At 71.8% G+C, this 23,431-nt stretch carries 24 protein-coding genes; 7 read left to right on the top strand and 17 right to left on the bottom strand.

Annotated elements, in window-relative coordinates:
- Nucleotides 1-68 precede the first annotated feature (68 nt).
- Nucleotides 69-800: a UPF0280 family protein gene (locus IBX62_00985; GenBank protein MBE0475664.1), complete on the bottom strand. Its 732-nt coding sequence runs from the start codon at nucleotides 798-800 to the stop codon at nucleotides 69-71.
- 165 nt (nucleotides 801-965) lie between these two features.
- Here IBX62_00985 and IBX62_00980 point away from each other — a divergent pair, with 165 nt between their 5' ends.
- A complete protein-coding gene (locus tag IBX62_00980) occupies nucleotides 966-2,027 on the top strand; it encodes a diguanylate cyclase (protein ID MBE0475663.1) in 1,062 nt (353 codons plus the stop codon).
- A gap of 15 nt (nucleotides 2,028-2,042) precedes the next feature.
- Here the strand turns inward: IBX62_00980 and IBX62_00975 are convergent, their stop codons facing one another.
- The 9 genes from IBX62_00975 to IBX62_00935 all read right to left on the bottom strand — a co-directional run bounded on the left by IBX62_00975 (nucleotide 2,043) and on the right by IBX62_00935 (nucleotide 6,221).
- The gene (locus IBX62_00975; GenBank protein ID MBE0475662.1) at nucleotides 2,043-2,300 is read right to left on the bottom strand and encodes a hypothetical protein; all 258 of its coding nucleotides are present in this window, start codon (nucleotides 2,298-2,300) and stop codon (nucleotides 2,043-2,045) included.
- Nucleotides 2,301-2,410: 110 nt separating this feature from the next.
- Nucleotides 2,411-2,641: a hypothetical protein gene (locus IBX62_00970; GenBank protein MBE0475661.1), complete on the bottom strand. Its 231-nt coding sequence runs from the start codon at nucleotides 2,639-2,641 to the stop codon at nucleotides 2,411-2,413.
- Nucleotides 2,642-2,716: 75 nt separating this feature from the next.
- Nucleotides 2,717-2,935: a hypothetical protein gene (locus IBX62_00965; GenBank protein MBE0475660.1), complete on the bottom strand. Its 219-nt coding sequence runs from the start codon at nucleotides 2,933-2,935 to the stop codon at nucleotides 2,717-2,719.
- 74 nt (nucleotides 2,936-3,009) lie between these two features.
- Nucleotides 3,010-3,723 (bottom strand): sulfite exporter TauE/SafE family protein, encoded by a 714-nt coding sequence (locus IBX62_00960; GenBank protein ID MBE0475659.1) that lies wholly within the window; start codon nucleotides 3,721-3,723, stop codon nucleotides 3,010-3,012.
- On the bottom strand, nucleotides 3,720-4,217 hold the full coding sequence (locus IBX62_00955) for a thioredoxin family protein (protein ID MBE0475658.1): 498 nt from the start codon (nucleotides 4,215-4,217) through the stop codon (nucleotides 3,720-3,722). Before IBX62_00955 ends, IBX62_00960 begins: the two co-directional genes overlap by 4 nt.
- Nucleotides 4,201-4,641 (bottom strand): hypothetical protein, encoded by a 441-nt coding sequence (locus IBX62_00950; GenBank protein MBE0475657.1) that lies wholly within the window; start codon nucleotides 4,639-4,641, stop codon nucleotides 4,201-4,203. Before IBX62_00950 ends, IBX62_00955 begins: the two co-directional genes overlap by 17 nt.
- 7 nt (nucleotides 4,642-4,648) lie before the next feature.
- Nucleotides 4,649-5,614 carry a permease gene (locus tag IBX62_00945; GenBank protein MBE0475656.1) on the bottom strand — a complete coding sequence of 322 codons (966 nt, stop codon included), beginning with the start codon at nucleotides 5,612-5,614 and terminating at the stop codon, nucleotides 4,649-4,651.
- Between the two features lie 4 nt (nucleotides 5,615-5,618).
- Nucleotides 5,619-5,861, bottom strand: coding sequence for a TM0996/MTH895 family glutaredoxin-like protein (locus tag IBX62_00940; protein ID MBE0475655.1), 243 nt, complete (start codon nucleotides 5,859-5,861; stop codon nucleotides 5,619-5,621).
- A 45-nt stretch (nucleotides 5,862-5,906) separates the two neighbouring features.
- Nucleotides 5,907-6,221 carry a helix-turn-helix transcriptional regulator gene (locus IBX62_00935; GenBank protein ID MBE0475654.1) on the bottom strand — a complete coding sequence of 105 codons (315 nt, stop codon included), beginning with the start codon at nucleotides 6,219-6,221 and terminating at the stop codon, nucleotides 5,907-5,909.
- Between the two features lie 183 nt (nucleotides 6,222-6,404).
- On the opposite strand from IBX62_00935, the gene IBX62_00930 reads away from it, so the two are divergent.
- Genes IBX62_00930 through IBX62_00915 form a run of 4 tightly spaced genes read left to right on the top strand, consistent with a single transcriptional unit; the run spans nucleotide 6,405 to nucleotide 9,511 of the window.
- The gene (locus IBX62_00930; GenBank protein MBE0475653.1) at nucleotides 6,405-6,788 is read left to right on the top strand and encodes a winged helix-turn-helix transcriptional regulator; all 384 of its coding nucleotides are present in this window, start codon (nucleotides 6,405-6,407) and stop codon (nucleotides 6,786-6,788) included.
- 4 nt (nucleotides 6,789-6,792) lie between these two features.
- Nucleotides 6,793-7,896: an ACR3 family arsenite efflux transporter gene (gene arsB, locus IBX62_00925; protein MBE0475652.1), complete on the top strand. Its 1,104-nt coding sequence runs from the start codon at nucleotides 6,793-6,795 to the stop codon at nucleotides 7,894-7,896.
- A complete protein-coding gene (locus IBX62_00920; GenBank protein MBE0475651.1) occupies nucleotides 7,893-8,723 on the top strand; it encodes a universal stress protein in 831 nt (276 codons plus the stop codon). Before arsB ends, IBX62_00920 begins: the two co-directional genes overlap by 4 nt.
- Complete coding sequence (locus IBX62_00915; GenBank protein MBE0475650.1) at nucleotides 8,720-9,511, top strand: metallophosphoesterase family protein; 792 nt, start codon at nucleotides 8,720-8,722, stop codon at nucleotides 9,509-9,511. Before IBX62_00920 ends, IBX62_00915 begins: the two co-directional genes overlap by 4 nt.
- Nucleotides 9,512-9,566: 55 nt before the next feature.
- On the opposite strand, the gene lipA is transcribed toward IBX62_00915, so the two are convergent.
- Nucleotides 9,567-10,439: a lipoyl synthase gene (lipA, locus tag IBX62_00910; GenBank protein ID MBE0475649.1), complete on the bottom strand. Its 873-nt coding sequence runs from the start codon at nucleotides 10,437-10,439 to the stop codon at nucleotides 9,567-9,569.
- A 108-nt stretch (nucleotides 10,440-10,547) separates the two neighbouring features.
- On the opposite strand from lipA, the gene IBX62_00905 reads away from it, so the two are divergent.
- Nucleotides 10,548-10,802, top strand: a complete 255-nt coding sequence (locus IBX62_00905; protein MBE0475648.1) for a translation elongation factor-like protein — start codon at nucleotides 10,548-10,550, stop codon at nucleotides 10,800-10,802.
- Nucleotides 10,803-10,854: 52 nt separating this feature from the next.
- Here the strand turns inward: IBX62_00905 and lpdA are convergent, their stop codons facing one another.
- The 3 genes from lpdA to IBX62_00890 form a co-directional block, all read right to left on the bottom strand.
- A complete protein-coding gene (gene lpdA / locus IBX62_00900) occupies nucleotides 10,855-12,255 on the bottom strand; it encodes a dihydrolipoyl dehydrogenase (GenBank protein ID MBE0475647.1) in 1,401 nt (466 codons plus the stop codon).
- Between the two features lie 131 nt (nucleotides 12,256-12,386).
- The gene (locus IBX62_00895; protein ID MBE0475646.1) at nucleotides 12,387-14,900 is read right to left on the bottom strand and encodes a SpoIIE family protein phosphatase; all 2,514 of its coding nucleotides are present in this window, start codon (nucleotides 14,898-14,900) and stop codon (nucleotides 12,387-12,389) included.
- Between the two features lie 111 nt (nucleotides 14,901-15,011).
- On the bottom strand, nucleotides 15,012-16,031 hold the full coding sequence (locus tag IBX62_00890) for a methylenetetrahydrofolate reductase (protein ID MBE0475645.1): 1,020 nt from the start codon (nucleotides 16,029-16,031) through the stop codon (nucleotides 15,012-15,014).
- 607 nt (nucleotides 16,032-16,638) lie between these two features.
- Here IBX62_00890 and IBX62_00885 point away from each other — a divergent pair.
- On the top strand, nucleotides 16,639-18,960 hold the full coding sequence (locus tag IBX62_00885) for a SpoIIE family protein phosphatase (GenBank protein ID MBE0475644.1): 2,322 nt from the start codon (nucleotides 16,639-16,641) through the stop codon (nucleotides 18,958-18,960).
- A gap of 13 nt (nucleotides 18,961-18,973) precedes the next feature.
- Here IBX62_00885 and IBX62_00880 read toward each other — a convergent pair whose 3' ends face one another.
- Genes IBX62_00880 through IBX62_00870 form a run of 3 tightly spaced genes read right to left on the bottom strand, consistent with a single transcriptional unit; the run spans nucleotide 18,974 to nucleotide 22,987 of the window.
- Nucleotides 18,974-21,376 (bottom strand): homocysteine S-methyltransferase family protein, encoded by a 2,403-nt coding sequence (locus IBX62_00880; protein MBE0475643.1) that lies wholly within the window; start codon nucleotides 21,374-21,376, stop codon nucleotides 18,974-18,976.
- A gap of 11 nt (nucleotides 21,377-21,387) precedes the next feature.
- Nucleotides 21,388-21,789 carry a 4Fe-4S binding protein gene (locus IBX62_00875; protein MBE0475642.1) on the bottom strand — a complete coding sequence of 134 codons (402 nt, stop codon included), beginning with the start codon at nucleotides 21,787-21,789 and terminating at the stop codon, nucleotides 21,388-21,390.
- Nucleotides 21,782-22,987 carry a homocysteine biosynthesis protein gene (locus IBX62_00870; protein ID MBE0475641.1) on the bottom strand — a complete coding sequence of 402 codons (1,206 nt, stop codon included), beginning with the start codon at nucleotides 22,985-22,987 and terminating at the stop codon, nucleotides 21,782-21,784. Before IBX62_00870 ends, IBX62_00875 begins: the two co-directional genes overlap by 8 nt.
- Nucleotides 22,988-23,431: the final 444 nt, after the last annotated feature.

Genomic DNA, 23,431 nt, shown 5'->3' with positions numbered 1-23,431 from the left:
GTCTCGGGCCGCCGGCGCGTCCCCGGCGGCCTCACCCCTTTCCCGTTCCCTGCGCCCCGGCCGAGGGGTCAGCCGACCAGCGACGTGAGATGCACGTTGCCCCACGCCCCGATATGCCCGCCGACGGTCGCGAGCACGCCGAGGACTCCGGTCACGTTCTTCGCGGCCTCCACGGCCGCCTCGATGTCGCCGGGCTCCCGCACGCGGTTCGCGAGCGCGGTGGCGACGGCGTCGGCTAGCGCGCCGTCGCGGGCGAGCACGGTGACCGCATCCGCCGACCCGTAGCTCTCCGAGTGCCCTACGCTGCCCGACGAGGTGCATACCGCCACGGGCTGAAGCCCGCCCGGGACGCGGATGCCGACCTTTCCCGTCACAGGCGAGCGGCCCGCGTGCAGCGCCACCGTCCGGTCCGTCCCTCCGATGAGGTAGATGTCGCCGCCGTTCTCGACGACCACCTCCGGCGAGATCGACGAGAGCCCGCGCGCCACGTACTCGGCGATCGCGCCGGCGACGGCGGCCATGGGTCCCACGCTCGCCTTGAAACCGGCACGCGACATCCTGCGCACGATCTCCGGCGCGCCTGCCGGAACGTCGTAAGGGGCGTAGCTCTCCCGGAAACGCGGGTGCGCCAGGATGAACTGCTCGATGTCCCAGCGCGCCCGCACCACGAGGTCCTCGGTCTCGTTGGTCAGGTCGCGCACGGCGCAGACCTGCAAGTCGGTCTCGCGTATCGCGACCTCGAAACACGCGAGCCCGGCGGGGTCGACCGTTCGGCGGTATGTGCGGGGCTCGTAGGCCATAGGGCTATCTTCCCCGCACGTCTGACGCGACGCAAGCGCTCGCGCGCGGGGCCACGGCGCTTGCCTGCGGAGATGCTATTGGACCGGCGCGGATGCGAGGGGTATAGATGGAATAGGACGGACCGGGCATTCGGCGTTCGGAAACGAAGGGGCGGCGAGAAGCGGATGCGGGCGATACTCGAGCACTGCGCCGAGATGGACGCACTGGCGGCGCGGACGTACCAGCGGATGTCCGAGAGGTGCCCGGACGTGGACGTCGCCTGCGAGTTCGGCGAGTTGGCCGACGAGGAGTCGGGGCACGTCGCGTGGTGGCGAGAGCTGCTGGCGGCGTGGGACCAGGGTCTCGTACCGGACGTCGTGAACGACACCGAGGGGCTCCAGGGCCACATCGAGGCGCTCCACGACGAACTAGCCTCCGCCGTGCCGGCCTCGGTCGAGGGGATGTCGGCTCAGCAGATGCTCGCCGCAGCCGCGCGCATGGAGTTCTTCATGCTCGATCCCACCTTCGGCGAGCTGCTCGACCTCACGGAGCCGGGCAGCGTGCGCCGGCGCCGCCGGGAGTACGCCGGTCACGTCGAGCACGTGGTCGAGTTGATCGAGCGTAACCTGAGCGACGACCCGCTCGCCGGCTTCCTGGCACGCGTGCTCAAGCGCGCCTGGAGCGACAACCTCAGGCTCGCAGCGTACGCGTCGCGCGACGTGCTGACCGGTCTGTACAACCGCCGCGGGCTCATGAACCACATGCGGCAGTGGACGGCGTGGTCCTCGCGGTACGGAAGGGCTCTCGCCGTCCTGCTCGTAGACGTGGACGACTTCAAGCGCGTCAACGACACGTACGGTCATGCGGCGGGAGACCGGACGCTCAAGGCCGTCGCAGAGGGGCTGCGCGAGGCCGTGCGCGAGTCCGATCTGGTGGCCCGCTACGGAGGCGACGAGTTCGCCGTCCTCGCCCCCGAGACGGACATGGTGGTGCTGAGCGCGCTCGTCTCACGGATCGTGCAGCGCACGCGCGAGGTGCGCGTGCCGCTGGAGGGGCGGGAGCCGCTCACGGTGACGGTCAGCGTCGGAGGGGCGGTCACCACCGCGGGGCCGTTGCTCTCGGCCGCATCCGCGCCCGACGGGCTGCTCGCGGCGGCGGACAGGAGCCTGTACGACGCCAAGCGGCGCGGCAAGGACCGCGGCGGCGAGCTGTACCTGGCCCCGCCGTCCAGCGGGATCGCGAGCTAGCTGGCCGGGGAGCCGTCAGACGTGACGGCTGCGACACGACTCTGCCCTCACGGCTGCGATCACGGCGTCGGGATCGACCGCCCCGGCACATGCTATGCGGTGCCCGACGAGCACGACGGGGAAGTCCTCCGACTCGAGCAGCGCCGAGGTCACGGCGCTCCTCTGCTCGCCTTCCAGCGCGAAGAGACCGGCCAGGCGGAGCGTGACGACGCTCTCAAGCCCCGCCTCGGCGATGCGTGCCCCCAGCACCTGGAGGCGCCACTCGGCCGGCATGTCTCAAGTCGACCCCTCGGGGTACGCGCCCCAAGGCGCCTGCTCGTCACCCGAGCAGCACGACGAGCCGCCTCAACCGCAGCCCGGCGGCTCCACGTAGACCACCTCGATCACGTCCGGTCACCTCCCGCACGACCCTTGCCTCTCTCATGCTGCATGTGCTGCCTCGGCCCGTAGTTCGCCTCGAACACCGGAACGCAGTGAGGGCGGTCGGACGCCGCCAACACCGGCTCGCAGTGCCTCTTGAGGAACGCCAAGGCCTCCGTCGCGTCCTCGTCCATCAGTATCCTGCGCAGCCGCATCACCTCGGGTTCGGCGACACGGATCGTCAAGTCCCCCATCACCGCCTCCTTGGACCACTCTCGCCGCCGGCACGCTCCCGTGACCGCTGCGAGCAGTTCCCTTCGCTTCGGCGGCTACGTCCCCTGCTGCCGGTCGCGGAACGCGGCGGTCGGGTTGGACCGCGTGTCGAGGTGCGACTGCAGCAGCCCCTTCTCGTGGCCCTCTATCTGTCGATGGACGACCTTCTTGACGAACTCGAGCGCCTCGTCCCGATCGTCATCCATCACGACCCGTTCGAGCCACAGCCGGTCCTCCTCGCTCACCGTCACCGCCCACGCCTTCCTCGGACACACCCTCGGCACCTCCTCACCTCAACCCGAACGCCGGTCCCGCCTGTGACGACCGTCCGAACCGCCGTCCCACTCCCCTACGCGGCCCAGACGAGATAGCCCGCCACCCCCATCAGTGCGACGCCGCCTGTCTTCGTCAAGATTCCCGCGGCCCGGGAGAACCCCCGCATGAGGGACAGGGATCCGGACGCGAGTCCGAGGACGAGCAGGGGGACGCCCTTGCCCAGCCCGAACACGAACAGGAGCCCGCCCCCCTTGGCCGCCGAGGCCCCCACCGCAGCCATCGCTGCGATCGCCGCCAGTATCGGGGTCGAGCACGGGGTCGCCACCACGCCGAAGAGCATCCCGAACAGGAACGCACCCAGGAAACCGCGCCGCTCCGGCCTGCGCTGCGGCAGGTACCGGTTGAGTGCGTCGAAGCGGAGATCGACGAGGCCGAGCATCTGGAGCCCGAGGAGCACGCAGACAGCGGCGACCGCATAGTACGCCCAGGTGCCGACGATGACCGCGCGCCCGAGCAGTCCGGCGGCGACCCCGATCGCCGTGAACACCAGGCTCATGCCGACCACGAACACGGCCGCGAGACCGAAGGCCTTGAGCGTCGCCGGCCGCCCACCTGCTACCTCGCGAGCGGCGCTCCCCGTGACGTACCCGAAGACCGCGGGCATCATCGGCAGCACGCACGGCCCGAAACCGGCCACGAGACCGCCGAGGAAGGCCACGGCGAACGAGGCGGTGAGCGACAGGTCTCCGGCCGCCAGGCTCCCCGAGAACGACTCCACCCAGCTCACGGCTTCACCAAGTCATCGAGCCGCGAACGCATCTCGTCTGCGGACAGGACGCCCGTGTACGAATCGACCACCCGCCGGTCCGCGTCGATGAAGAACGACGTCGGGATGTACTGGAACGGGAACCGCGCGGCCAGCTCGCGGGCGCCGGGCTCGTCGGTGATCGCGTCGACGAAGGTGACGCGCCCCTCGTACTCGGGCACGACGACGCGGGCGACCCTGTCGATCTCCACGCACGGGACGCAGGTCTCGGAGTGGAACAGGACGTAGATCGGCATGCCGGCCTTCAACGCGCTCTCGTAGGCTTCCACCGCTCCCGGCTCGGCGCCGGACCCCGGCCCGGCGGTGGAGCCGGCCCCCTCGCCGGACGTGCCGACCGCCTTGCCGGCAAGCAAGGCCGCGAACACCGCCACGACCGCGAGCAGGACGAAGGCCCTGCCTCTCGTGCCCTTCCCGGTCCCGCCGCGTGCGGCGGCGCCCTCACCGTCCCGCGTCAACGCCGACCTCCCTCGTCTCCGACACCCGGCGCACGGCGTCCCGCTCGCCGACCGCGGGAGCGTGCCCGGTCCGCACCGCCGCGACGGAGCCGCCCGCGTCGAGCAGGCTGCGCGCGATGGGGAACGCCGCCGACGACGGGCCCGCGGCGAACGACCCCGCCAGGCCGCCGACCAGCAGGGACGTCCACCCGGCAGCGGGGCCCATCGCGGCGCGGATCACGTCCGCGGACACGTAGACCTCGAACAGCCCGACGAGCGCGAACACGGCCAGGAAGGTCGTCGCCATGCCGGCGAGCGACCTGCCGGCCGTCCTGACCGCCTGGGCCGCCTTGCGCCTCGAGCGCCACGCGAGGACGGCGTAGGCCGTCAGGACGATCGCGGCGTAGACGAACCCCGCGGGTTCCATCCGAATCGCTCCGCTCACGGCCCTCCTATCCCATGACCGCGTTGAACAGGTAGCCCATCACGATGATGCCGAGCGTGTTGATGCCGACGAACACCGCGATCAGCTTGGGCTTGAGCACCTTGCGCAGGATGACCATCTCCGGCACGGACAGCGCCACGACCGCCATCATGAACGCGAGCACCGTACCGAGAGCCATCCCCTTTCCGAACAGGACCTGAGCGATGGGGATGATGCCGGCCACGTTCGCGTACAGCGGCACGCCGAGGAGAGCGGCGACCGGGACGGCGAAGGGGTTGTCCGGGCCCGCGAAGCGCAGGAGGAAGTCCTCGGGCACGTAGCCGTGCATGAGCGCGCCGATGGCGATGCCGCCGACCACGTAGGGCCAGACCCGTCCGACGATCTCCTTCACGTGGCCGGTGGCGGACTCGACACGCTGGCGCCACGTCGGAGCGGCCACCTCCCCCTCACCGACCCTGACCCGGTAGACGTACTCCTCCACCAGATGCTCCAGCCCCAGCTTCCCGATCACGATCCCGCTGGCGATCGCGATCGACATTCCGGCCGCCACGTAGAGGATGGCGATCCTCCAGCCGAACAGGCCGAGCAGCAGCGTGAGCGCCACCACGTCGACCATCGGGCTCGCGATCAGGAACGAGAACGTCACCCCCAGCGGCACGCCGGCCTCCACGAAGCCGATGAACAGAGGAACCGAGGAGCACGAGCAGAACGGCGTCAGCACGCCCATGCCCGCGGCGGCGACGTTCCCCGAGTACAGGTTCCTGTGCGAGAGCAGCCGCTTCGTCCGCTCCGGCGGGAAGTGCGACCGGAGTATCGCCACTCCGAACACCACGACGCTGAGCAGGATGAGGATCTTGGGCACGTCGTAGAGGAAGAAGGCCAGCGCCTCGCCGAGAGCCGATCCATGCTCCAGCCCGACCAGCCGGAACGTGATCCATTCGGCGAGCCGCTGTATGGGGAGGAACGGGTCCATCGCCCTAGCCGGCCGCCCTCGTCAACATGCCGACGATCTCGTCCACGGCAGGGACGCGCCCGGCGACCTCGACCTCCTCGTCCACGACCAGCGCCGGCGTCGACATGACGCCGAACGCCATGATCTCGGCGAGGTCCTGGACCTTGACGATCTCGGCGTCCACCCCGGCCTTCCCGACGGCCTCGCGTGCGCGCTCCTCGAGCTTGCGGCAGTTCGCGCAGCCCGAGCCCAGGATCTTGATGACCACCGCGTCCTCTCCTTCCCTTCGCGCCCGCTTCGCGGGGCCTCGCTCTCAGTACCGCGCCAGCTCCTCGGCGGCCGCCCGTAGCGCGTCGCGCCGGAGCGTGTAGTAGACCCACAGGCCATCCTTGCGCGCGGACACGAGGCCGGCTTCGACGAGCTGCTTCATGTGGTGCGAGACGGTGGACGGCGCCAGCCCGAGGCGCTCGCCGAGCTTGCACGCGCAGACCTCCTCGGGACCGCAGCACGTCTTGCCCGGGTCGGGGGTGCACCCGCCGAGGATGCGCAGTATCTCTCGCCGCTGGGCCGAGGCGAGCGCGCGGAACAGGCTGTCGGCCCCTGCGGACGTCTCACGGGTGACGGGCATGCCTCCCTCCATCCACTCGAACTAGTTCGATGTTCGTAGAAATACTCGTCCCGACGCGGCGCCTTGTCAAGCCCGCACGCCGGTTGTCCGTCGCCCCTTGACAAGGCGCTCTCGCCAGCTTCATCGTTCATAGACGATTGGCGATGGGAGCGACTCCCCGGCGGTGAGCGGAGGTAGCGGCGCGTGCCGCACAGGACCGCGAGGCAGCATGTCCACCACTACTCCAGGAACGACCGCGAGCTCGGGCGCCTGGCCAAGGCCCTCGGACATCCGGCTCGCGTGCGCATCCTGAGCCTCCTGCTCGCATGCGAGACGTGCTCCGGAGGGGAGATCTTCGACGACCTGCCGCTCGCCCAGTCCACCATCTCCGAGCACCTGCGCATCCTGCGGGAGGCCGGCCTGGTCGGGTACGAGGCACGCGGCGCGCGGGGGTGCTACTGGGCCGAACGCGGACAGCTGGCCGGAGTCGCCGAGCGCGTCGAGACCATGCTCGCCGACGCGCCATCCGCGGCGGGCGAACCCTGCGGTGCGGGAACGAACGAGACCGACGACGCGAAGGGACGGTGAGGGGATGGCGGAGACGCCGGCCGCAGCGGGAGAGCCGAAGGCCAAGCGCATGAGCGTGTTCGAACGCTACCTGTCGCTCTGGGTGGCGTTATGTATCGTGGCGGGGACGGCGATAGGGTACGCGTGGCCCGGGTTCGCCGATGCGCTCTCCCGCCTGCAGTACGCGCGGATCTCGATCCCCGTCGCGGTGCTCATCTGGCTGATGATCTACCCGATGATGCTGCAGATCGACTTCGCGTCGCTGCGCCGGGTGGGCGAGCGCAAGCAGGGCCTCATAGTCACCACCGTCACGAACTGGCTCATCAAGCCCTTCACCATGTTCGCCATCGCGTGGTTCTTCATGAAGGTGGTCTTCGCGCCGCTGATCGAGGGCGGCCTGGCCTCCGAGTACATCGCCGGGGCGGTGCTGCTCGGCGCGGCTCCGTGTACCGCGATGGTCTTCGTATGGTCCTACCTCGCCGACGGCGACCCCGTCTACACGCTCGTCCAGGTGGCGGTCAACGACCTCATCCTGCTCGCCGCCTACGCGCCGATCGTCATGTTCCTCCTCGGCCTGACCGAGATCGTGGTCCCCTACGACACGGTGATCCTGTCGGTCGTGCTGTTCGTGGTGGTGCCGCTGGTCGCCGGCTACTTCTCGCGCAAGCAGCTCATCGCGAGCAAGGGCATGCAGTGGTTCGAGGGCCGTTTCCTGCCGGCGCTGGCGCCGGTGACCATCTCCGCGCTGCTGCTCACGCTCGTTCTGATCTTCGTCTTCCAGGGCGAGACGATCGTTGCGAACCCGCTGCACATCCTGCTGATCGCCGTCCCGCTCACGATCCAGACCTACCTGATCTTCGCGGTCGCCTACGGCTGGGCGTGGCTGTGGCGCCTCCCCCACCCGATCGCCGCTCCCGCCGGCTTCGTGGGCGCGTCGAACTTCTTCGAGCTGGCCGTCGCGGTGGCGATCGCGCTGTTCGGACTGACGTCGGGGGCCGCACTGGCCACCGTCGTCGGGGTGCTGGAGGAGGTACCGATCATGCTCTCGCTGGTGTGGATCGCCAACCGGACGAGAGGTTGGGTGGGGCGGCGGCAGGTATCCGCCATGGCGAGGGGGGACGCGTTATGAGAGTACTCGTTCCGACCGACCTGTCCGAAGCCGGGCTGCTCGTCATAGAGGGCTTGTGCGCATCCCCCGCTCAGCCATTCGAGCGCGTCGTCCTGCTGCACGTGATCGAGTTGGACCTGTACACGGCCGGCGGGTCGATCCCGGCGATCCGGGAGTGGGCCGGATCCGAGCTCGCCGAGGAGACCCGCCGGCTCCGCGAACGCGGCTTCGACGCGTCGTGGCGCCTCGAGGAGGGCGACGCGGTGGAGACGATCGAGCGCGTGGCGGCCGAGGAGGAGGCCGGCCTCGTGATGGTCACCTCGCTCGGCCGCAACGCCGCCGCCAGGCGCCTCTTCGGCAGCACGGCCGAGAGGCTGGCGGCCGCCGGCGACGTGCCCGTTCTCGTCGACCGGGTCGTGCAGGAGGCGCAGGTGTGGTGCAGGCTGGGCAGCGGTACGCCGTTCGCCCGGCCGCTGGCGGCGATGGACCTGGAGGAGGAGCCGGAGCGCGTCCCCGCCGTGCTGGCCTCGCTGCCCGCGGTCGAGAGCGCGCGGGTGGTGCACGTCGCCGAGGACGCGCGTGCCGCCGTTGCGGCTCGCGAGCGGCTGGATGCGCTGGTCGCCTCCCATGAGGCCGGTGCGCCGTGGGACGCCGTCGTGAGGCGGGGCGATCCGGTCGAAGGCGTTCTGGCCGAGGCGGAGGCGTTCGGCGCGACGCTGCTCGTGGTGTCGCCGAAGGTGCGCGGCGTCGAGCGCGCGCTCAGGGGGAGCGTCTCGAGACGGCTCGCGGAGCGCTCGCCCGTCCCGGTGCTGTTCGTCCCTCGGCCTCATCCGGAGGCCGAGGCGTGAGGTTGATCGCGCTCTTCTCGGACGTGCATGCCAACCTCGACGCGCTGAAGGCGGTGCTGGACGACATCGACGCCGCCGGCGTCTCCGAACGGTACTGCCTCGGCGACCTCGTGGGGTACGGGCCGGACCCGAACGAGGTCGTCGACCTCATCCGGTCCTCGGGCATCCCGACGATCCGTGGCAACTACGACGAGGGCATCGGCGGGCGGCTCGGCGCGTGTGGATGCTACTACGGCACGCAGCAGGCGCGCGACGACGGCGCCGCTTCGTACGAGTTCACGGTCGCCGCTGTGGACGACGAGCGGGCAGGCTGGCTCGCCGGCCTGCCGGATTCCGTGCGGCTGGAGGAGGGCGGCGCCCGAGTGCTGCTCACGCACGGCAGCCCGCGGAAGATCAACGAGTACCTGCTGCCCGACCGGACCGAGGAGCAGCTGGCGCGCCTCGCGGAGCGGGCGGGCGCGGACGTCGTGTGCGTCGGGCACGTCCACATCCCCTACCACCGGTCCTTCGCCACGGAACGAGGCGTCGTCCACTACGTCAGCTCGGGTTCGGTGGGGAAGCCCGGGGACGGCGATCCGTGGGCCGCGTGGGTGGGACTCGTCCTAGGGAGCGAGGAGGACGTGCGCGCCGCGGCTCCGGAGGATGCGGCCGCGGCCCGGGTCGGCGACACGGCCACCTGGGCGGGCGCGGTCGTGCACCGCGTCGGCTACGACGTCGAGGCGGTCGCCGGACGGATGCGGGGTGTCGGGCTTCCCGAGACGCTCGCGGAGGCGCTGAGGCGCGCCTGACCGCGCCGATCGCGCCGGGCGCAGGGGCCGCGCGGGGTCCGCGAGAGCTCGCCCCTCAGTCCGCGAGCAGCCGCTCCGCCCGGTAGCTGGATCGCACGTAGGGCGCCGAGGCGACCGCCGCGAACCCGAGCTCGCGCGCGGCCTCGGCGTGCGCGGCGAACTCCCCCGGCGGCACGAACCGCGCCACCGGCAGGTGCCGGGCGCTCGGGCGCAGGTACTGCCCCAGGGTGAGTATCGTCACGCCCGCCTTCCGCAGGTCGCGCATCACGCCGAGGACCTCCTCGGGCCTCTCGCCGAGTCCGAGCATGAGCCCCGACTTGGTCGGCGTGCCCGGCGCCGCGTCCCGCGCCGTCTCCAGCATGCGCAGGCTCCGGGCGTAGTCCGCCCGGGGGCGCACGGTGGCGTACAGCCTCGGGACGGTCTCGACGTTGTGATTGAAGACGTCGGGCCCGGCGGAGGCGACGCCGCGAACGGCCGCGAGGTCGCCCCCGAGGTCGCTCACGAGCACCTCGACCGTCGCGTCCGGCAGGACCGCGCGCACCTCCCGGACGACCGCGGCCACGTGATCCGCCCCCCCGTCGGGCAGGTCGTCGCGGGTCACCATCGTGATCACCACGTGCCCCAGCCCCAGTCGCCGCGCCGCCTCCGCCACCCGCCCCGGCTCGGTGGCGTCCGCCGGCTCCGGCGCCCCCGGCGACACGGCGCAGAAGCGGCAGTCCCGCGTGCACGCCTCCCCCAGCACCAGGAACGTCGCCGTGCCGGCCGAGTAGCACTCGCCGCGGTTCGGGCAGCGCGCGGAGCGGCACACCGTGCTCAGCCGCAGCTCGCGCAGCAGCTCCGCGACGGCGTCGTGCCGCCCCGTCGCGGCCACCGGGCGCTTCAGCCACTCGGCCCCGCGCCCTGCTCGGGTTCCCCTCTCACGCGCCATGCGCGGCATAATACGTCATGTGCGGGAAGAGCGCGGATCCGCGTTGGAACGGGTATCCATCGGATTGAAGGGCCCGGGCGGCCCGAGGACCGCGGGAAGGTGAGAGAGATGCCCGAGGAGCTCATCGGTCACGTGACCCACTGGTACGGGAGGATCGGGGTCGCCGGGATCCACATGGACAAGGGCGTGCTGCACGAGGGCGACCGCATCCGCGTGATCGGTCACACCACCGACTTCGAGCAGCAGGTGGGCTCGATCGAGGTCGACCACGAGCAGGTGCCCGAGGCGCACGAGGGCCAGGACATCGGGATCAAGGTCGGCGAGCACGTGCGCGAGCACGACCGGGTCTACCTGGTGCAGTAGCCGCCGTCCGGGCGTCGGCGGCGCGGCGCCGGCACACCCGCGGGCGGTCCCTTCACAGACCGCACTTCTCGGCCGCGTCCGAGGCGGCGTTCCTCACGACCTCGCTCACCGTGGGGTGGGCGTGCGTCGCGTGCGCCAGCCCGCCCACCGTCACACCGGCCGACATGGCGACCGAGACCTCGTGCACGATCTCCACGGCATGCGGGCCGACGATCTGGCAGCCCAGTATCCTCCCCGTCCCCTTCTCGGCGACCATCTGTACGAACCCCTCTGCCTCGCCCTCGCCGAGCGCCTTGCCGTTGGCGGCGAACTTGGCCACGGCCTGGATCGCGTCCAAGCCGCGCTCCCTGGCCGAATCGCGCGACGAACCGATGACGGCCACCTCGGGGAAGGTGTAGACGCACGCCGGGATGCACCAGTAGTCCAGCGTGTGCAGCTCCGGTATCCCGCCCACCTCGGCGGCCTGCGCTTCCGAGACCGCGTTCCGCGCCGCGCACACGCCCTCTTCCTCGGCGACATGGGCGAGCATCATGCCGGCGATCAGATCTCCGATCGCATAGACGCCGGGCACGTTGGTGCGGAAGTACGCGTCGGCCTTGACGGCCGCCCGGTCCATCCCGATGCCTGCCTCGGCGAAGCCCATCCCCGCCGAGTTCGGCATGCGGCCGACCGCGGAGAAGACCACGTCGCTCTCGATCGCCTCGCCCGAGTCCAGCGTGGAGCGCATCGCCTTCCCGCGGCGCTCCACCGAATCGACCGTGCGGCCGAGCCGGAATCCGACACCCAACCGCTCGAGCGCCTCTTGAACGGCACGCGTGACGCGCTTGTCGTTGCCGGGCAGCACCGTCGGCATGAACTCGACGACGGTGACCTTCGAACCGAAGGCCGCGTAGGCACAGGCGAACTCGAGGCCGATGACCCCGCCGCCGATCAGCAGCACCCGCTCGGGGACCGCATCGAGGGCGACGGCGTCGTCCGACGTCCACACGCCGGGCATCGTGTGGTCGATGGCGGGCAGCTTCAACGGCACGGAACCCGTGGCCAGGATGAGCGCCTCGCACTCGTAGGCGGCCGTGCCGCCCTCGGCCAGCTCGACCTCCACGCACTTGGGCCCGGTCAGCCGGCCGACGCCGCGCACCACCTCGACCTTGAGGCGCCGCGCCGTGGAGTCCAGCTGCCCGACGAGCTCGTCGACCACGCCCTCCTTGCGCTCGCGCAGTCGTGGCAGGTCGAGCGAGGCCCGCTCGGCGTCGAGGCCGAACTCCTCGGCGTTCGTCGTGTCGAGCACGATGCGCGCGGTCCGCAGGATCGTCTTGGTCGGGATGCACCCCCATATCAAGCACGTGCCGCCGAGGCGGTCCTTCTCGATCAGTGTGACCCGCGCGCCGAGGCGCGCCGCCTCGAAGGCAGCCGAGTAGCCGCCGGGACCGCCTCCCAGCACGATGATCCGCATCGCTTACGCTCCTTCGCAACCTAGCCGGAAGCGGCCCCCCTGTAGGACCGCCCGTGACGTTCACCGTATCCTGCCGCAGCGAGCACGCGGCGTCCACAGCCGACGAGGGTGGCGGTCAGGCATGACGGCGGTCAGGCGATGTCCAGGGGCAGCTGGCTCTGCGCAATCGTCGGCCCGCCGTGCTCCCGGTCCAGAGTGACCGCGAGGAGCGCCACGTCGTCGCGCATGGCGCCCCCCGCCCACGCGGACGCATCCATGAAGACGGCGTGGGGCACGTCCTCCACGGCGGTCCCGCCCAGGCTCGCCACCCGGGCGCATAGTCGCGCGTCGCCGTACATCTCGGGACCGCGATGCACCTCCACGAGCCCGTCGGTGTACAGCAACAGGATGTCGCCGTCGTCGACGGCCACGCCGTCCGAGTGGTAAGTCACGTCCTCGAGCGCCCCGACCAGCGGCGAGCGCGTGCGCAACAGCGTCGCCTCGGCGCCGCGCTTGAGCACCGGCGGCGGATGCCCGGCACTGCAGTACTGCAGGTGACCCGTCTGCACGTCGAGGATCCCGAAGAACACCGTCACGAACGTGGCGAAGTCGCAGTTGTGCAGTATCACCTCGTTCACCTTCGCCAGCACCGAGCAGGGCGCGACGAACGGCCCCGAGTGCGCCTTGATGGCCTCGCGCACCAGCGAGGTGAGCGCGGCGGCCTCCAGACCCTTGCCCGACACGTCCCCGACCACGAGCCCCACCCGGCCCGCGCCCAGGGAGAAGACGTCATAGAAATCGCCTCCCACCCGAGCGGCCTGCACGGCGGAGCGGTAGAGATGCCCGAAGCGCACGCCCTCCACGTTGTCGGGCATCGAGAGCAGGGCCTCTTGGAGCGTCTGCGCGATGTGGTGCTCGCTCTCGTACAGGTGGCTGTTCTCGAACGCCAGCGACGCCGAGGCGGCAAGCTTCGTGGCGAAGTCCAGCTCGGCCTCGACGAAGACGTGCGGCTCCTCGTGGAAGTTGCACAGCAGGATCGCCTCGCAGCATCCGCGGACGAAGAAGGGGATCCCGAGCGCTGCCCTCACGCCCCAGCGCCGCGCCGTCTCCGGGTCGGCGCCGGCCTCCTCCAAGACGTCCGCAACGGCCACCGGCCGTCCCAGTCTCGCGCACTGGCCCCCGGGCAGGACGCCGGCCTCGGCCAGCTGCGTGCCCAGGAGCTCCTCGGGCAGCCCGTTGACGTGCCGGATGAGCCACCCCCCGCCGTCGCTGAGGGCGAGCGCGGTGGAATCGCAGCCCAGAGCGGCGGCGACGTCCGCCACGAGCTGCGCGAGGACCTCCTCGGCGCGCAGCGATCCCGACAGCGTGAGGTTGATGCCGTTGAGAGCCTCCGAGAGGTGCTTCGCGCGCACCGAGGGCGTGATGTCGGTCAGCGACAGGACGATGCCCTCGGACGCGTGCGGCGCGCCCGGGACCGGCGTGAGCATCCACTCCGTGTAGCGGCGGTGCGTCCACGGCGAACCCACGCGCGGCGGCATGTCCGAGGACTTGCGGGCGATGCCGGAGGTCAACGCCTCGCGAACGGCCTCCAGGGGCACCTCCTCGGGGAGGGCGGCGGGGAGGTACGTGCCGAGCATCTCGTCGCGCGAGAGGCCGGCCGAGCGCGCGAACGCCTCGTTCACCGTCACGAAACGCAGTTCGGCGTCGAGGTAAGCCAGCTCCGTGTCCGTACGCTCCATGACGAGCTCGAGCACGTCGCGTTCGCTCGCGATGGTCACCAGCAGCTTCTCCGACCGCTCCTGCTCGCGCTCGAGCGTCTCCAGGAGCATGTCGCGGTGGCGCGTCTCCGCGATGCGGTCGTGCACGTCGTGCAGCGTCAGGGCGGCGAGCGTCGGCTTGTCACGGTCGTCGCGGACCACCGCGCCGCCGTAGCTGAGGAAGTACGCTCGGCCGGTGACCGGGTCGGTCCGCCTGAGCCATCTGTCGGTGAACGCCTGTCCCCGCAGCACGCGCGCGAGCGGCCACTCCTCGCGGGGCACCTCCTCGCCGTCGATCGTGCGAACGATGTGGGCGGTGTCCACCGGAGGCGTCGCGACCAGCTGGTCCCACTGGACCCCGAGATCGCGAGCGGCCTGGTTGGCGTAGATGAGGCACCCCTTGAGGTCGAAGACGGCCAGCCCCGCGCTCAGGCTCGCGAGCACGCTTCCCGAGCGCTTCAGCGCCATCTCCAGGCGCGAGGCCTGCTCCTCGGCACGAGCGCGCGCGACCGCGGAGGCGGTGACGTCTTCCACCACCGCCACGGCGTCGGCCGGACCTCCCCTGAGCCTGCCCAGCGGGCGCAGCGTCCACCGCCAGTCGCGCTGGGCGCCCCTTCGGCTGAAGTCGCACTCCAGCGGGTCGTCGGGCTCGCCGCGCTCGCACACGGAGGCGACCGAGGCCAGCAACCCGTTCTCGCCGGCCTCGGGCAAGACGTCGAGCACGTGGCGCCCGCCGACGCCGAAGGTCGCGAAGGGCTCGCCGAAGAGCTGCAAGGCGGTGCGGTTCGCCCAGCGGAAGCACATGGCTTCGCCGTCGATGACGCAGATGCCCAGCGGCGCGAGCTCCGCGACCATTCCGAGGAAGTAGTCCGGGAACAGCGGGCTAGAGACAGGATCGGCAGCGTCCACGGGACCCCCCGCCGAACGTACGGGCTGCACGGCGACTCCGCCGGCTCAGCGGCGGAATGGCGCCGCGGGCGCAGTCCCCACCGTCATTCTACCGTCACGGGTCCCCGCCCGCTATCGTCCCGGCAGCCCGGCCCCCTGAAGGATCGCGGGCACGGCCTCGTCGAGCCCGAGCGGCATGAGGTGCACGCCGTCGGCGACCTCCCGCGCGGCGCGCACCTGCTCGGTGGCCAGCGCGACCGAGGCGGCGGCGGGATCCGGCGCCCGGACGATCCTGGCCGCTGTCTCCTCCGGGACCATGAGCCCGGCGAGCCGCTCGTTGATGAAGCGCACGACCCGCGGGCTGCGCAGCAGCAGGATCCCGGCGATGACCTTCACCCCGTACGGGCGCAGCGCCGCCACGGAGCGCTCGAGCTTTCCGATGTCGAAGACGGCCTGGGTCTGGAAGAACCTCGCGCCCGCCTCGGCCTTCTGGACCGCACGCCGCAGCTGCGCCTCCCACGGCTCCGCCTCGGGGAACAGCGCCCCGCCGACGAAGAACCCGGTGCCGCCCTCCAGCTCCCGCCCCGTCATGTCGCGGCCGTCGTTCAGCCCTGCCGCGACGCGGATGAGTTGCGTGGAGTCCAGGTCGAAGACGGCCTTGGCCTCGGGATGGTCGCCGCCGCGGGGATCGTCTCCCGTGACGGCGAGCACGTTCTCGAGCCCGAGGGACCACGCCGCGAGCAGGTCGGATTGCAGCGCGAGGCGGTTACGGTCGCGGCAGGTCTGCTGGAAGATGGGCTCGAAGCCCATCTCGAGGACCAGACGCGAGGCGGCCAGGCTCGACAGGTGCAGACTCGCCCCCTGGTTGTCGGTCACGTTCAGCGCGTGGCAGCACGGTCCTATCGTCTCGACCGAGCGCCGCATGCCCGACAGGTCCACGCCGCGCGGCGGCGCCACCTCGCCCGTGACGACGAACTCGCCGGCCTGGAGCGCGTCGCGCAGACGGGTCACCCGGACCCCTTGCCCCGCCGGGCCGCGCGCAGATCGACGGCGCCGGGCTTGAGCTTGACGGAGTGGTCCTTCGCCGGCAGTTCGGGCGCCGGCCCGCGGCCCTGCTCCGCCAGGCGCCGCCCGATGCGGACGTGGGCGCATTCGCGGTCGGTCAGCACCTCGCACATCCCGTCCCACATCCCACCGCACGGCCCGTTCAGCACACCCTTCGGACACGTCGTGACGGGGCAGATACCGGCCGTGGAGGCCAGGACGCACTCGCCGCACATCTGGCAGCGCTCCTCGAACACCCCATGGCGTATCACGTTGCCGAGGAAGGCCGACTCCAGCCCCGGCAGCACCGGGACCGGGACGACGTCGGCCACCGTCTGCACGCCGGCCCCGCAGGAAAGCACGAGGACCGCCTCGGCGCGCGCGACCTCCTCGGCGTGCTTGCGGAACTCGAGGCGCGTACCTCCGGAGTGGCACGCGACCTCGCCGACGGAGGAGCCGACGACCTCGTAGCCCTCCGTGGCCAGGGCGCGGGCCGCCTCGTCCACCTCGGGCTCGCCGCCGGTCGCCGCCACCGTCGCGCACTGTCCGCAGCCGGTCACGTACACCCGCCGGACGCCGAGCCCCTCGAGCTCGGACAGGACGCGCCGCCACTCCCGGGGCCTGGTGATGATCATAGTTTGCCCTTCCTCCATGTAGGAGATATCGAGGACGACCTCGTCCGTCGGGAGCCGGGGGCGCCATGCAGGGGTTCCTCATGAGGATTCGGCGCGTGGGCATCGGCCGGAAGCTCGTCGGCATCTACCTGATTATAGCCTTGCCGCTCATCGTGGCCCTGGGTCTGCCGTTCCTCGGGCGCTACCGCGACCAGGTCCGCCTCGCCCTCTTCGAGCGCGAGGAGCTCGCTACCCTGGCGGCCGACGGGTTTCAGAGCGAGATGCGATCGCTGTCGTCTTCGCTGGCCTTCGTGGGGCGGCACGCCGAGCACGGCTCGGAGGAGGCCATCGCCGAGGACCTGCGAGAGCTGGGTTCCGAGCACCCCGTGACCGAAGCCGTCCTGCTCGACAGCGCCGGACGGGTCAGCGTCTCCGCGGGAGGACGGCTCGAAGGGCGGGACTTCTCGGACAGGCGAGAGGTGCAGGACATCCTCGCCGACCGAGGGCGCTTCGTCCTCTCCGACGTGGTCAGCTTGAACGGCGAAGCCGGGTTCTGGGCGGTGCGTGCGGTCGAGGAGGGCGAGCGGGGGGCGGCGGTGGCCGCCTTCATCTCGCTGCGGGCGTTCAACCGCGAGGCGCCCGTCCCGCTCCACCGCGGCTTCGTCCACATCGTGGACTCGACCGGCAGGCTCGTCTACGGCAGCCGCGACCCCGCCTACATAGAGCTCGACGTGAACTTCCGCGACGCGCTGTTCGTGCGCGAGGCGTTGGCCGGGCGCGTGGCCGGCGGGTTCTCCACGCACCCGGTGACCGGCGAGGAGGTGCTGGCGAGCGACGTCCCCATCCGTGAGTTCGGGTGGGGGGCGGGATCCGCCGTACCCTCGGCGGCGGTGCTCGCCGGACTGCGCGAGCAGCTCATCACCGTGGTCGCGGTCGTGGTCGCGGTGCAGCTGGTCGTGATCGCGCTGGTCTGGGTGCTCTCCCGCATGCTGGTCCGCCCGCTCAGCGAGCTCGTGGAGGACTCCCGCGCGGTGGGCGCGGGGCGCTTCGACCAGCCGATCGTCGCTCCCACCGGAGACGAGATCGAGAAGCTCGCCGGCTCGCTCGACCAGATGCGCCGCGACCTCAAGCGCTACGTGGAGGGGCTCTCGGCGCTCTCGCAGAACGCCAGGTCGCTGTCGGCCTCTCTCACGCAGGACGCTCTGGACCGGACGGTCGTGAGCGGGGCGAGGGAGCTCTTCGGCGCCACGGAGGTCTGGATACTCCGCGAGCAGGAGGGGCGGCTCGTCCCGCGCCTGCTCCACGGCGTGGAGCTCGACGCCCGGTCGCTGGGCGACGCCTCCGCCACCATAGGCATGCTCGCCGACGTGATGCGCACGGGCAGTCCCCGCGTCATCGCGGACGTGACGTTGCTGCCGTTCACCGACTGGGCACGCCGCGCGGCGGCTCGAGACATCCGCTCGGTGGCGCTCCTCCCGCTGAGTTCGCGCACCGCCAGGTACGGGATCCTGGGGCTCGCCGCGCCGCAGGTCATGCCGTGGGCCGAGGAGGAGCGCGAAGGGGAGCTGCTAGGGCTGTTCGCGGGGCAGGTCGCCGACGCGCTGGAGAACGTGGGCCTGTTCGAGCAGGTGCAGCGCCTCGCCGACGACAACGAGAGGCTTTACGAGCGCGAGCGCGACGTCGCGCTGCGCCTCCAGGAGTCGCTGCTGAGGATGCCGGTCTCCGTCCCCGGCCTGCGCTTCCACCACCTCTACCGCTCGGCGGTGGAGGCGACGCTGGTGGGCGGGGACTTCTACGACCTGTTCGAGTTGGGGCACCAGCGCCTCGGCGTGGCCGTCGGCGACGTCTCGGGCAAGGGGCTGGAGGCCGCCACGCTGATCTCGTTCGTCAAGAGCAGCCTGCGAGCCTACGCCTACGAGGGCTACTCCCCGGCCCGGGTCCTCGCCTCGATCAACGAGGCGGTGGGCCGCCTGACCCAACCCTCGGAGTTCGTGACGGTGTTCTTCGGCGTCTACGACTGCCCGACGGGGCGCCTGCGCTACTGCAGCGCGGGACACCCGCCGGCGATCGTGCGCAGGACCGGAGCGACCGGAGAGGCGCCCGTCGAGACACTGCCGACCGACTCCCCGCTGCTCGGCGCGTTCTCGGGCGCGACGTTCGAGGACGGCGAGGCGATCCTGAACGCCGGCGACACGTTGCTGCTGTACACGGACGGCGTGACGGAGGCTCGCAGCCCCGAGGGCGGGCTGTTCGGGCTGGAGCGGCTCGCGGAGGCCGTGCGCGAGGCGCCGGCGGAGGGCGACCTGACGGCCGCGGTCTTCGCGCGGGTCGAAGCCTACTCGGAGGGCCGTATCGCCGACGACGTGGCCATGCTCGCGCTCACGCCGGAAGCCTCGCTGTCGTGCGAGGCGCCCATGAGGTGAGTCCCCGACCCTCTCAGGTTCCGACTCGCACGGCCGCGCGCACGGCCTCGACGCAACCCGGCGCGTCGGCCGCGTAACCTGCGGCCAGGGCGGAGGCGTACTCGGCGGTGACGACGGCGCCGCCCACCAGCACCGGGATGCCGGGGGCCGCGGCGCGCACCGCTCGGACCGCCTCCTCCATCCTGGGGAGCGTCGTGGTCATCAGCGCCGAGAGACACACGACGTCGGCCGAGCGCGCTGCCTCGGCGACCTGCTCGGCCGGCACGTCGGCGCCCAGGTCGTCCACGTCGAAGCCTTGACTCTCCAGCAGGCTCACGCAGATGTCCTTGCCGATCGAGTGGATGTCGCCCTTGACGGTGGCGAAAGCCACCCGGCCCTCGCTGACCGCGGCCTCGGCGGGGAGGTGTTCCTTGACGCGCGCCACGGCGGCCTTCATCGCCTCGGCGGCCGCCATCAGCTGCGGCAGGAACGTCTCTCCCCTGCCGAACGCGTCGCCGAGGCGCTGGATCGCGGGCGTGAGAACGCCGCGGATCACCGCGTCGGCCGCGATGCCGGCCGCCAGCAGGTCGTCGACGAGGAGCGGCGCCCCGTCACGGTCGCCGTTCTCGACGGCGGCGGCGAGCGCGGCGGCCGCCCGCTCTCGGGCCCTCCCGGGCCCGATCGCCCCGCCCGGCTCCTCCGGACCCCGGGGGGCCGCCCGCGCGATCCAGACCTCGGCGCGAGGGTCACGGCCCAGCAGCGCGTTCGCTGCGGCGGCTGCGCGAGCGACCTCGCGGTCGGCCGCCTCGGCGATCGCGCTCGCGAGCCCGGCGGCGGCGGCCATCTCCAGGAACGCCGCGTTGAGCGCGGAGCGCCCCGGAAGGCCGTGGCTGACGTTGCTCACGCCCAGCACGGTCGCCAGCCCCCGCTCGCGCGCCGCCGCCCACACCGCCTCGACGGTCACCTGCGCCGCTCGAGGATCCGCGGCGGCGGACAGCGTCAGGCAGTCGGCCACGACGTCGCGGTCGGACATCCCGTGCCCCCGCGCCGCCTCGCGGATGCGGTCGAGGACGGCCATCCTGCCCTCGACGGTGTCGGGGATGCCATCGTCGTCGAGGCACAGCGCGACCACCGCGGCGCCGTACCGCGCCGCCAGCGGCAGCACCGTCCGCAGCGAGTCCGGCGACCCGTCCACGGAGTTCACCAGCGCGCGCCCAGGATAGAGCTTCAGTGAGCGCTCCAGCGCCACGGCATCGGTCGTGTCGAGCACGAGCGGCAGGTCGGCGAGCGCCACGAGGGCCTTGACGGCCGCGGGCAGCGCCTCGGCCGCCTCCACGCCCGCGGCGCCGACGTTCACGTCGAGCAGGTCGGCGCCGGCATGCTGCTGGGCGACCGCGTACTCGCGCACGACGGACATCGAGCCGGCCCTCAACGAATCCGCGAGCGCCTTCTTGCCGGTGGGGTTGATGCGCTCCCCGATGATCGCGAGCGGCAGGCCGGGGCCGATCCGGACCGAGGCGCGCGGACCCGCCAGCGCCACGCCGGCCGGCGCCTGGCGCGCGGGCAGCGGCACGCGCCGCGCGAGGTCGGAGATCGCGCCCGTGAACGCCGGGGTGGAGCCGCAGCAGCTCCCGACGAGCGTCGCGCCCGCCTCGACGAAGAGCGCGGCGTGCGAGCCGGTCTCGTCCGGCGTACCGGGGAATACCGTGCGCCCCTCCTCCAGGCACGGCAGACCTGCGTTGGGCTGCGCCGCGACCGGCAAGGCGGTGGCAGCGGCCATCGCGCGCACCAGCGGCAGCATCTGCTCGGGCCCGAGACCGCAGTTCATCCCCACGGCTGCGGCACCCGCGGCCTCGAGCACTACCGCCGCCGTCGCCGGGTCGGTCCCGGAGAGGTCGGTGCGTCCCGAGAGCCCGAACGTCACGGACGCGATCACCGGCAGGTCCGGGGCGGCCGAGCGCGCCGCGAAGACCGCGCACCGGGCCTCGGCGACGTCTGTCATCGTCTCGACGATGAAGGCGTCGGGCCCCTCCTCGGCCAGCGCGCGAGCCTGCTCCGCGAAGAGCTCGAAGAGCTCGCCGAACGTGGCGTCGCCGAGCGGCTCCGGCACGAGCCCCGTAGGCCCCATGCTCGCCAGCACGTGCTGGGCGCCCGAGCGGCGCGCGATGCGTACGGCGGCGCGGTTGAGCTCGCGCGCCTGGTCGCCGAGGCCGTACTCGTCGAGCTTGGCGCGAGTGCCGCCGAACGTGTTGGTGGTGATGCAGTCCGCGCCCGCTATCACGTAGTCGCGATGCACCTGCTCGACGATCTCGGGCGCTGTGACGTTGAGCTGCTCGTGGCACTGCTCCGGCGGGACTCCGGCGCGCTGCAGCATCGTGCCCATCGCCCCGTCGATCACGAGCACCTCTCTGCCCAGCCTGACCCCGATGTCGGGCACGTCTCCCCCTCTTAGAAGCTCAGCGTCACGGCGCGCCTGGGGCATGCGCTCACGCACGCCTCGCAGTACACGCACTTGTCCTTGTCGAACACGAGCTCGGCCCGCTCGCCGAGGACCATCGCGCCGGGCTTGCAGACGGCGGTGCACAAGCCGCACACCACGCAGCGCTCCTCGTCCAAGGCGATGTCGGACGCCGCCGGTCGCACCTCGAGCCCCTCGTGCGCGAGGAACGCCATCGCGGCCTCGATGTCCTCCCGCTTCCCGCTGACCTCAACGACCATCCGTCCGTACTGGCCCGGCTGGATCTGAGCGCGCAGGATGTTGGGCACCAGGTCGAAGTCTCGCACCAGATGCCACGTGATCGGCTTCTTGGCCTGCCGGGGAGGGAAGGTCAGGTCCAGTCTCCTACGCATCGCCGCTCGCCTCCTCCGCGCCGAGGACCGGCTCTGGCTCTCCGCGCTCCTCGAGCGGCTTGAACGGAGGCGCGCCCGGGCCGGGCAGGGGCCGCAGCGGCGCAGAGAGCGTGAAGCGCTCCTCGGCCACCCAGCGCTTGAGGTCCTCGGCGATCCTCCTGGCGACCGCCAGGGAACTGATCGGCCCGCAGGGCACCTTGCGTCCCTCGACCTCGATCGCGCCGCCGCGCAGCTCCTCGTAAGTGACCGTGCCGAGGTTCGGCCGGCTGCGCCGCGCCACCCCGTAGTCGAACACCGTCGCCGAGAGTTGCGCGTCGGTCAGCGCCAGCGTCGCGGCCAGGTCCTCGTCGAGCACCGGGATCGGCACGCCGACCCCGACGAAGGCGCTCACCCCGTACCCGCTCATCGTCGCCGCCGAGAAGAACCCCGCGTCGGCGGCCTTGAGGTCCGCGATCACGGCCAGAGTGCCCGACGGCGCCACCGGGACGCCGTTGTCGTCGCGCGCCTGGTTCGGGTTGTGCTGCGTGCCCTCCCACGCCACGAAGCCCGGCGCGCCCGCGACGAAGCAGCGCGTGCCCACGCCGATGGCGCGGTACGTCGGGTCGTTGAGCAACGGCGAGAGGGAGCCCGAGGAGCAGTACGTCGCGTTCCCGTACTTCGGCAGCAGCGTGCCGAGGTAGGTCCGCAGCGTGCGGTCGGTCGAGTTCACCGCGACGGCGTAGTTCTGGTAGGCGTTGCGCGGGTTGAAGAGGTAGGCCTGGTTGAGGTCGTCCAGCGTGACCCATGTGTCGATCTCGGTCCGCGGGTAGCAGTCCGTCCCGGGGCCGCGCGCCCGCAGGCGCACCGCGCGTCCGCGCAGCAGGTCCTCGATCACGTGCGCCCCGCCGTACTCGATGCCCCTCGTGCGCGAGGGCTCGGTGACGCCGAGGTACGTGTCGACGGCCGCCAGCCCGCCCGAGGCCGGCACGTCGTTGAGCTCGATCTCGCCCATCTTTATCGGCGGGTCGGCGTGCCCGAAGTTGAGGAATGCCCCGCTGGAGCACATCGGCCCGAACGTGCCCGTGGTCACCACGTCCACCTTCCGCGCGGCGGCCTTCACGCCGTCTTCGGCCGCGACTTGCGCGAACTCCTCGGCGGTGAGCACGACCGCATCCCCGCTCGCGATGCGCGCGTTGATCTCTTCCCAGCTCTTGGCCACGCCGCACCTCCCGCATCCTGGCGCCTCTAGAGAAGACGACGCCGGCGACAGAAAAAGCCCCCCGCCCCTGCATGCCAGGGCGAGAGGCTCCTCTCGCGGTACCACCCGACTTCACCGCGACAGTACCTCGCGGCCTCGTTCCGGGCACGGGACCGGTCTCCCCCGCGCGGCGGGGCCCGCGGGGCCGTCCGATGCCCTCCAGCCCGAGGTAACGGGGGCGTCCGTCCGGCATTACTCGGGCTCGGCGGCCGTCGTGGGCGCCGCGCGCCTTTCCTCCGGATGCCTCCGGGGCCATGTTCCGCGGCTTGTCGGGCGCCGGCTCCCAGCGTCTCCGGCTCTCTGGGGCCCTACCGGACCGCGTACTCATCCCCATCGACGGCGATGTCCGATGTGTGGTTGTGACCTAACAGGATACGGACGCGGAGCCCGGAGTGTCAACGCGTC

This window comes from Coriobacteriia bacterium, assembly GCA_014859305.1.
Taxonomy (GTDB): domain Bacteria; phylum Actinomycetota; class Coriobacteriia; order Anaerosomatales; family Kmv31; genus Kmv31.
Note: the sequence above shows the minus strand (reverse complement) of the source record. Positions and strands in the feature narration are given on the sequence as shown.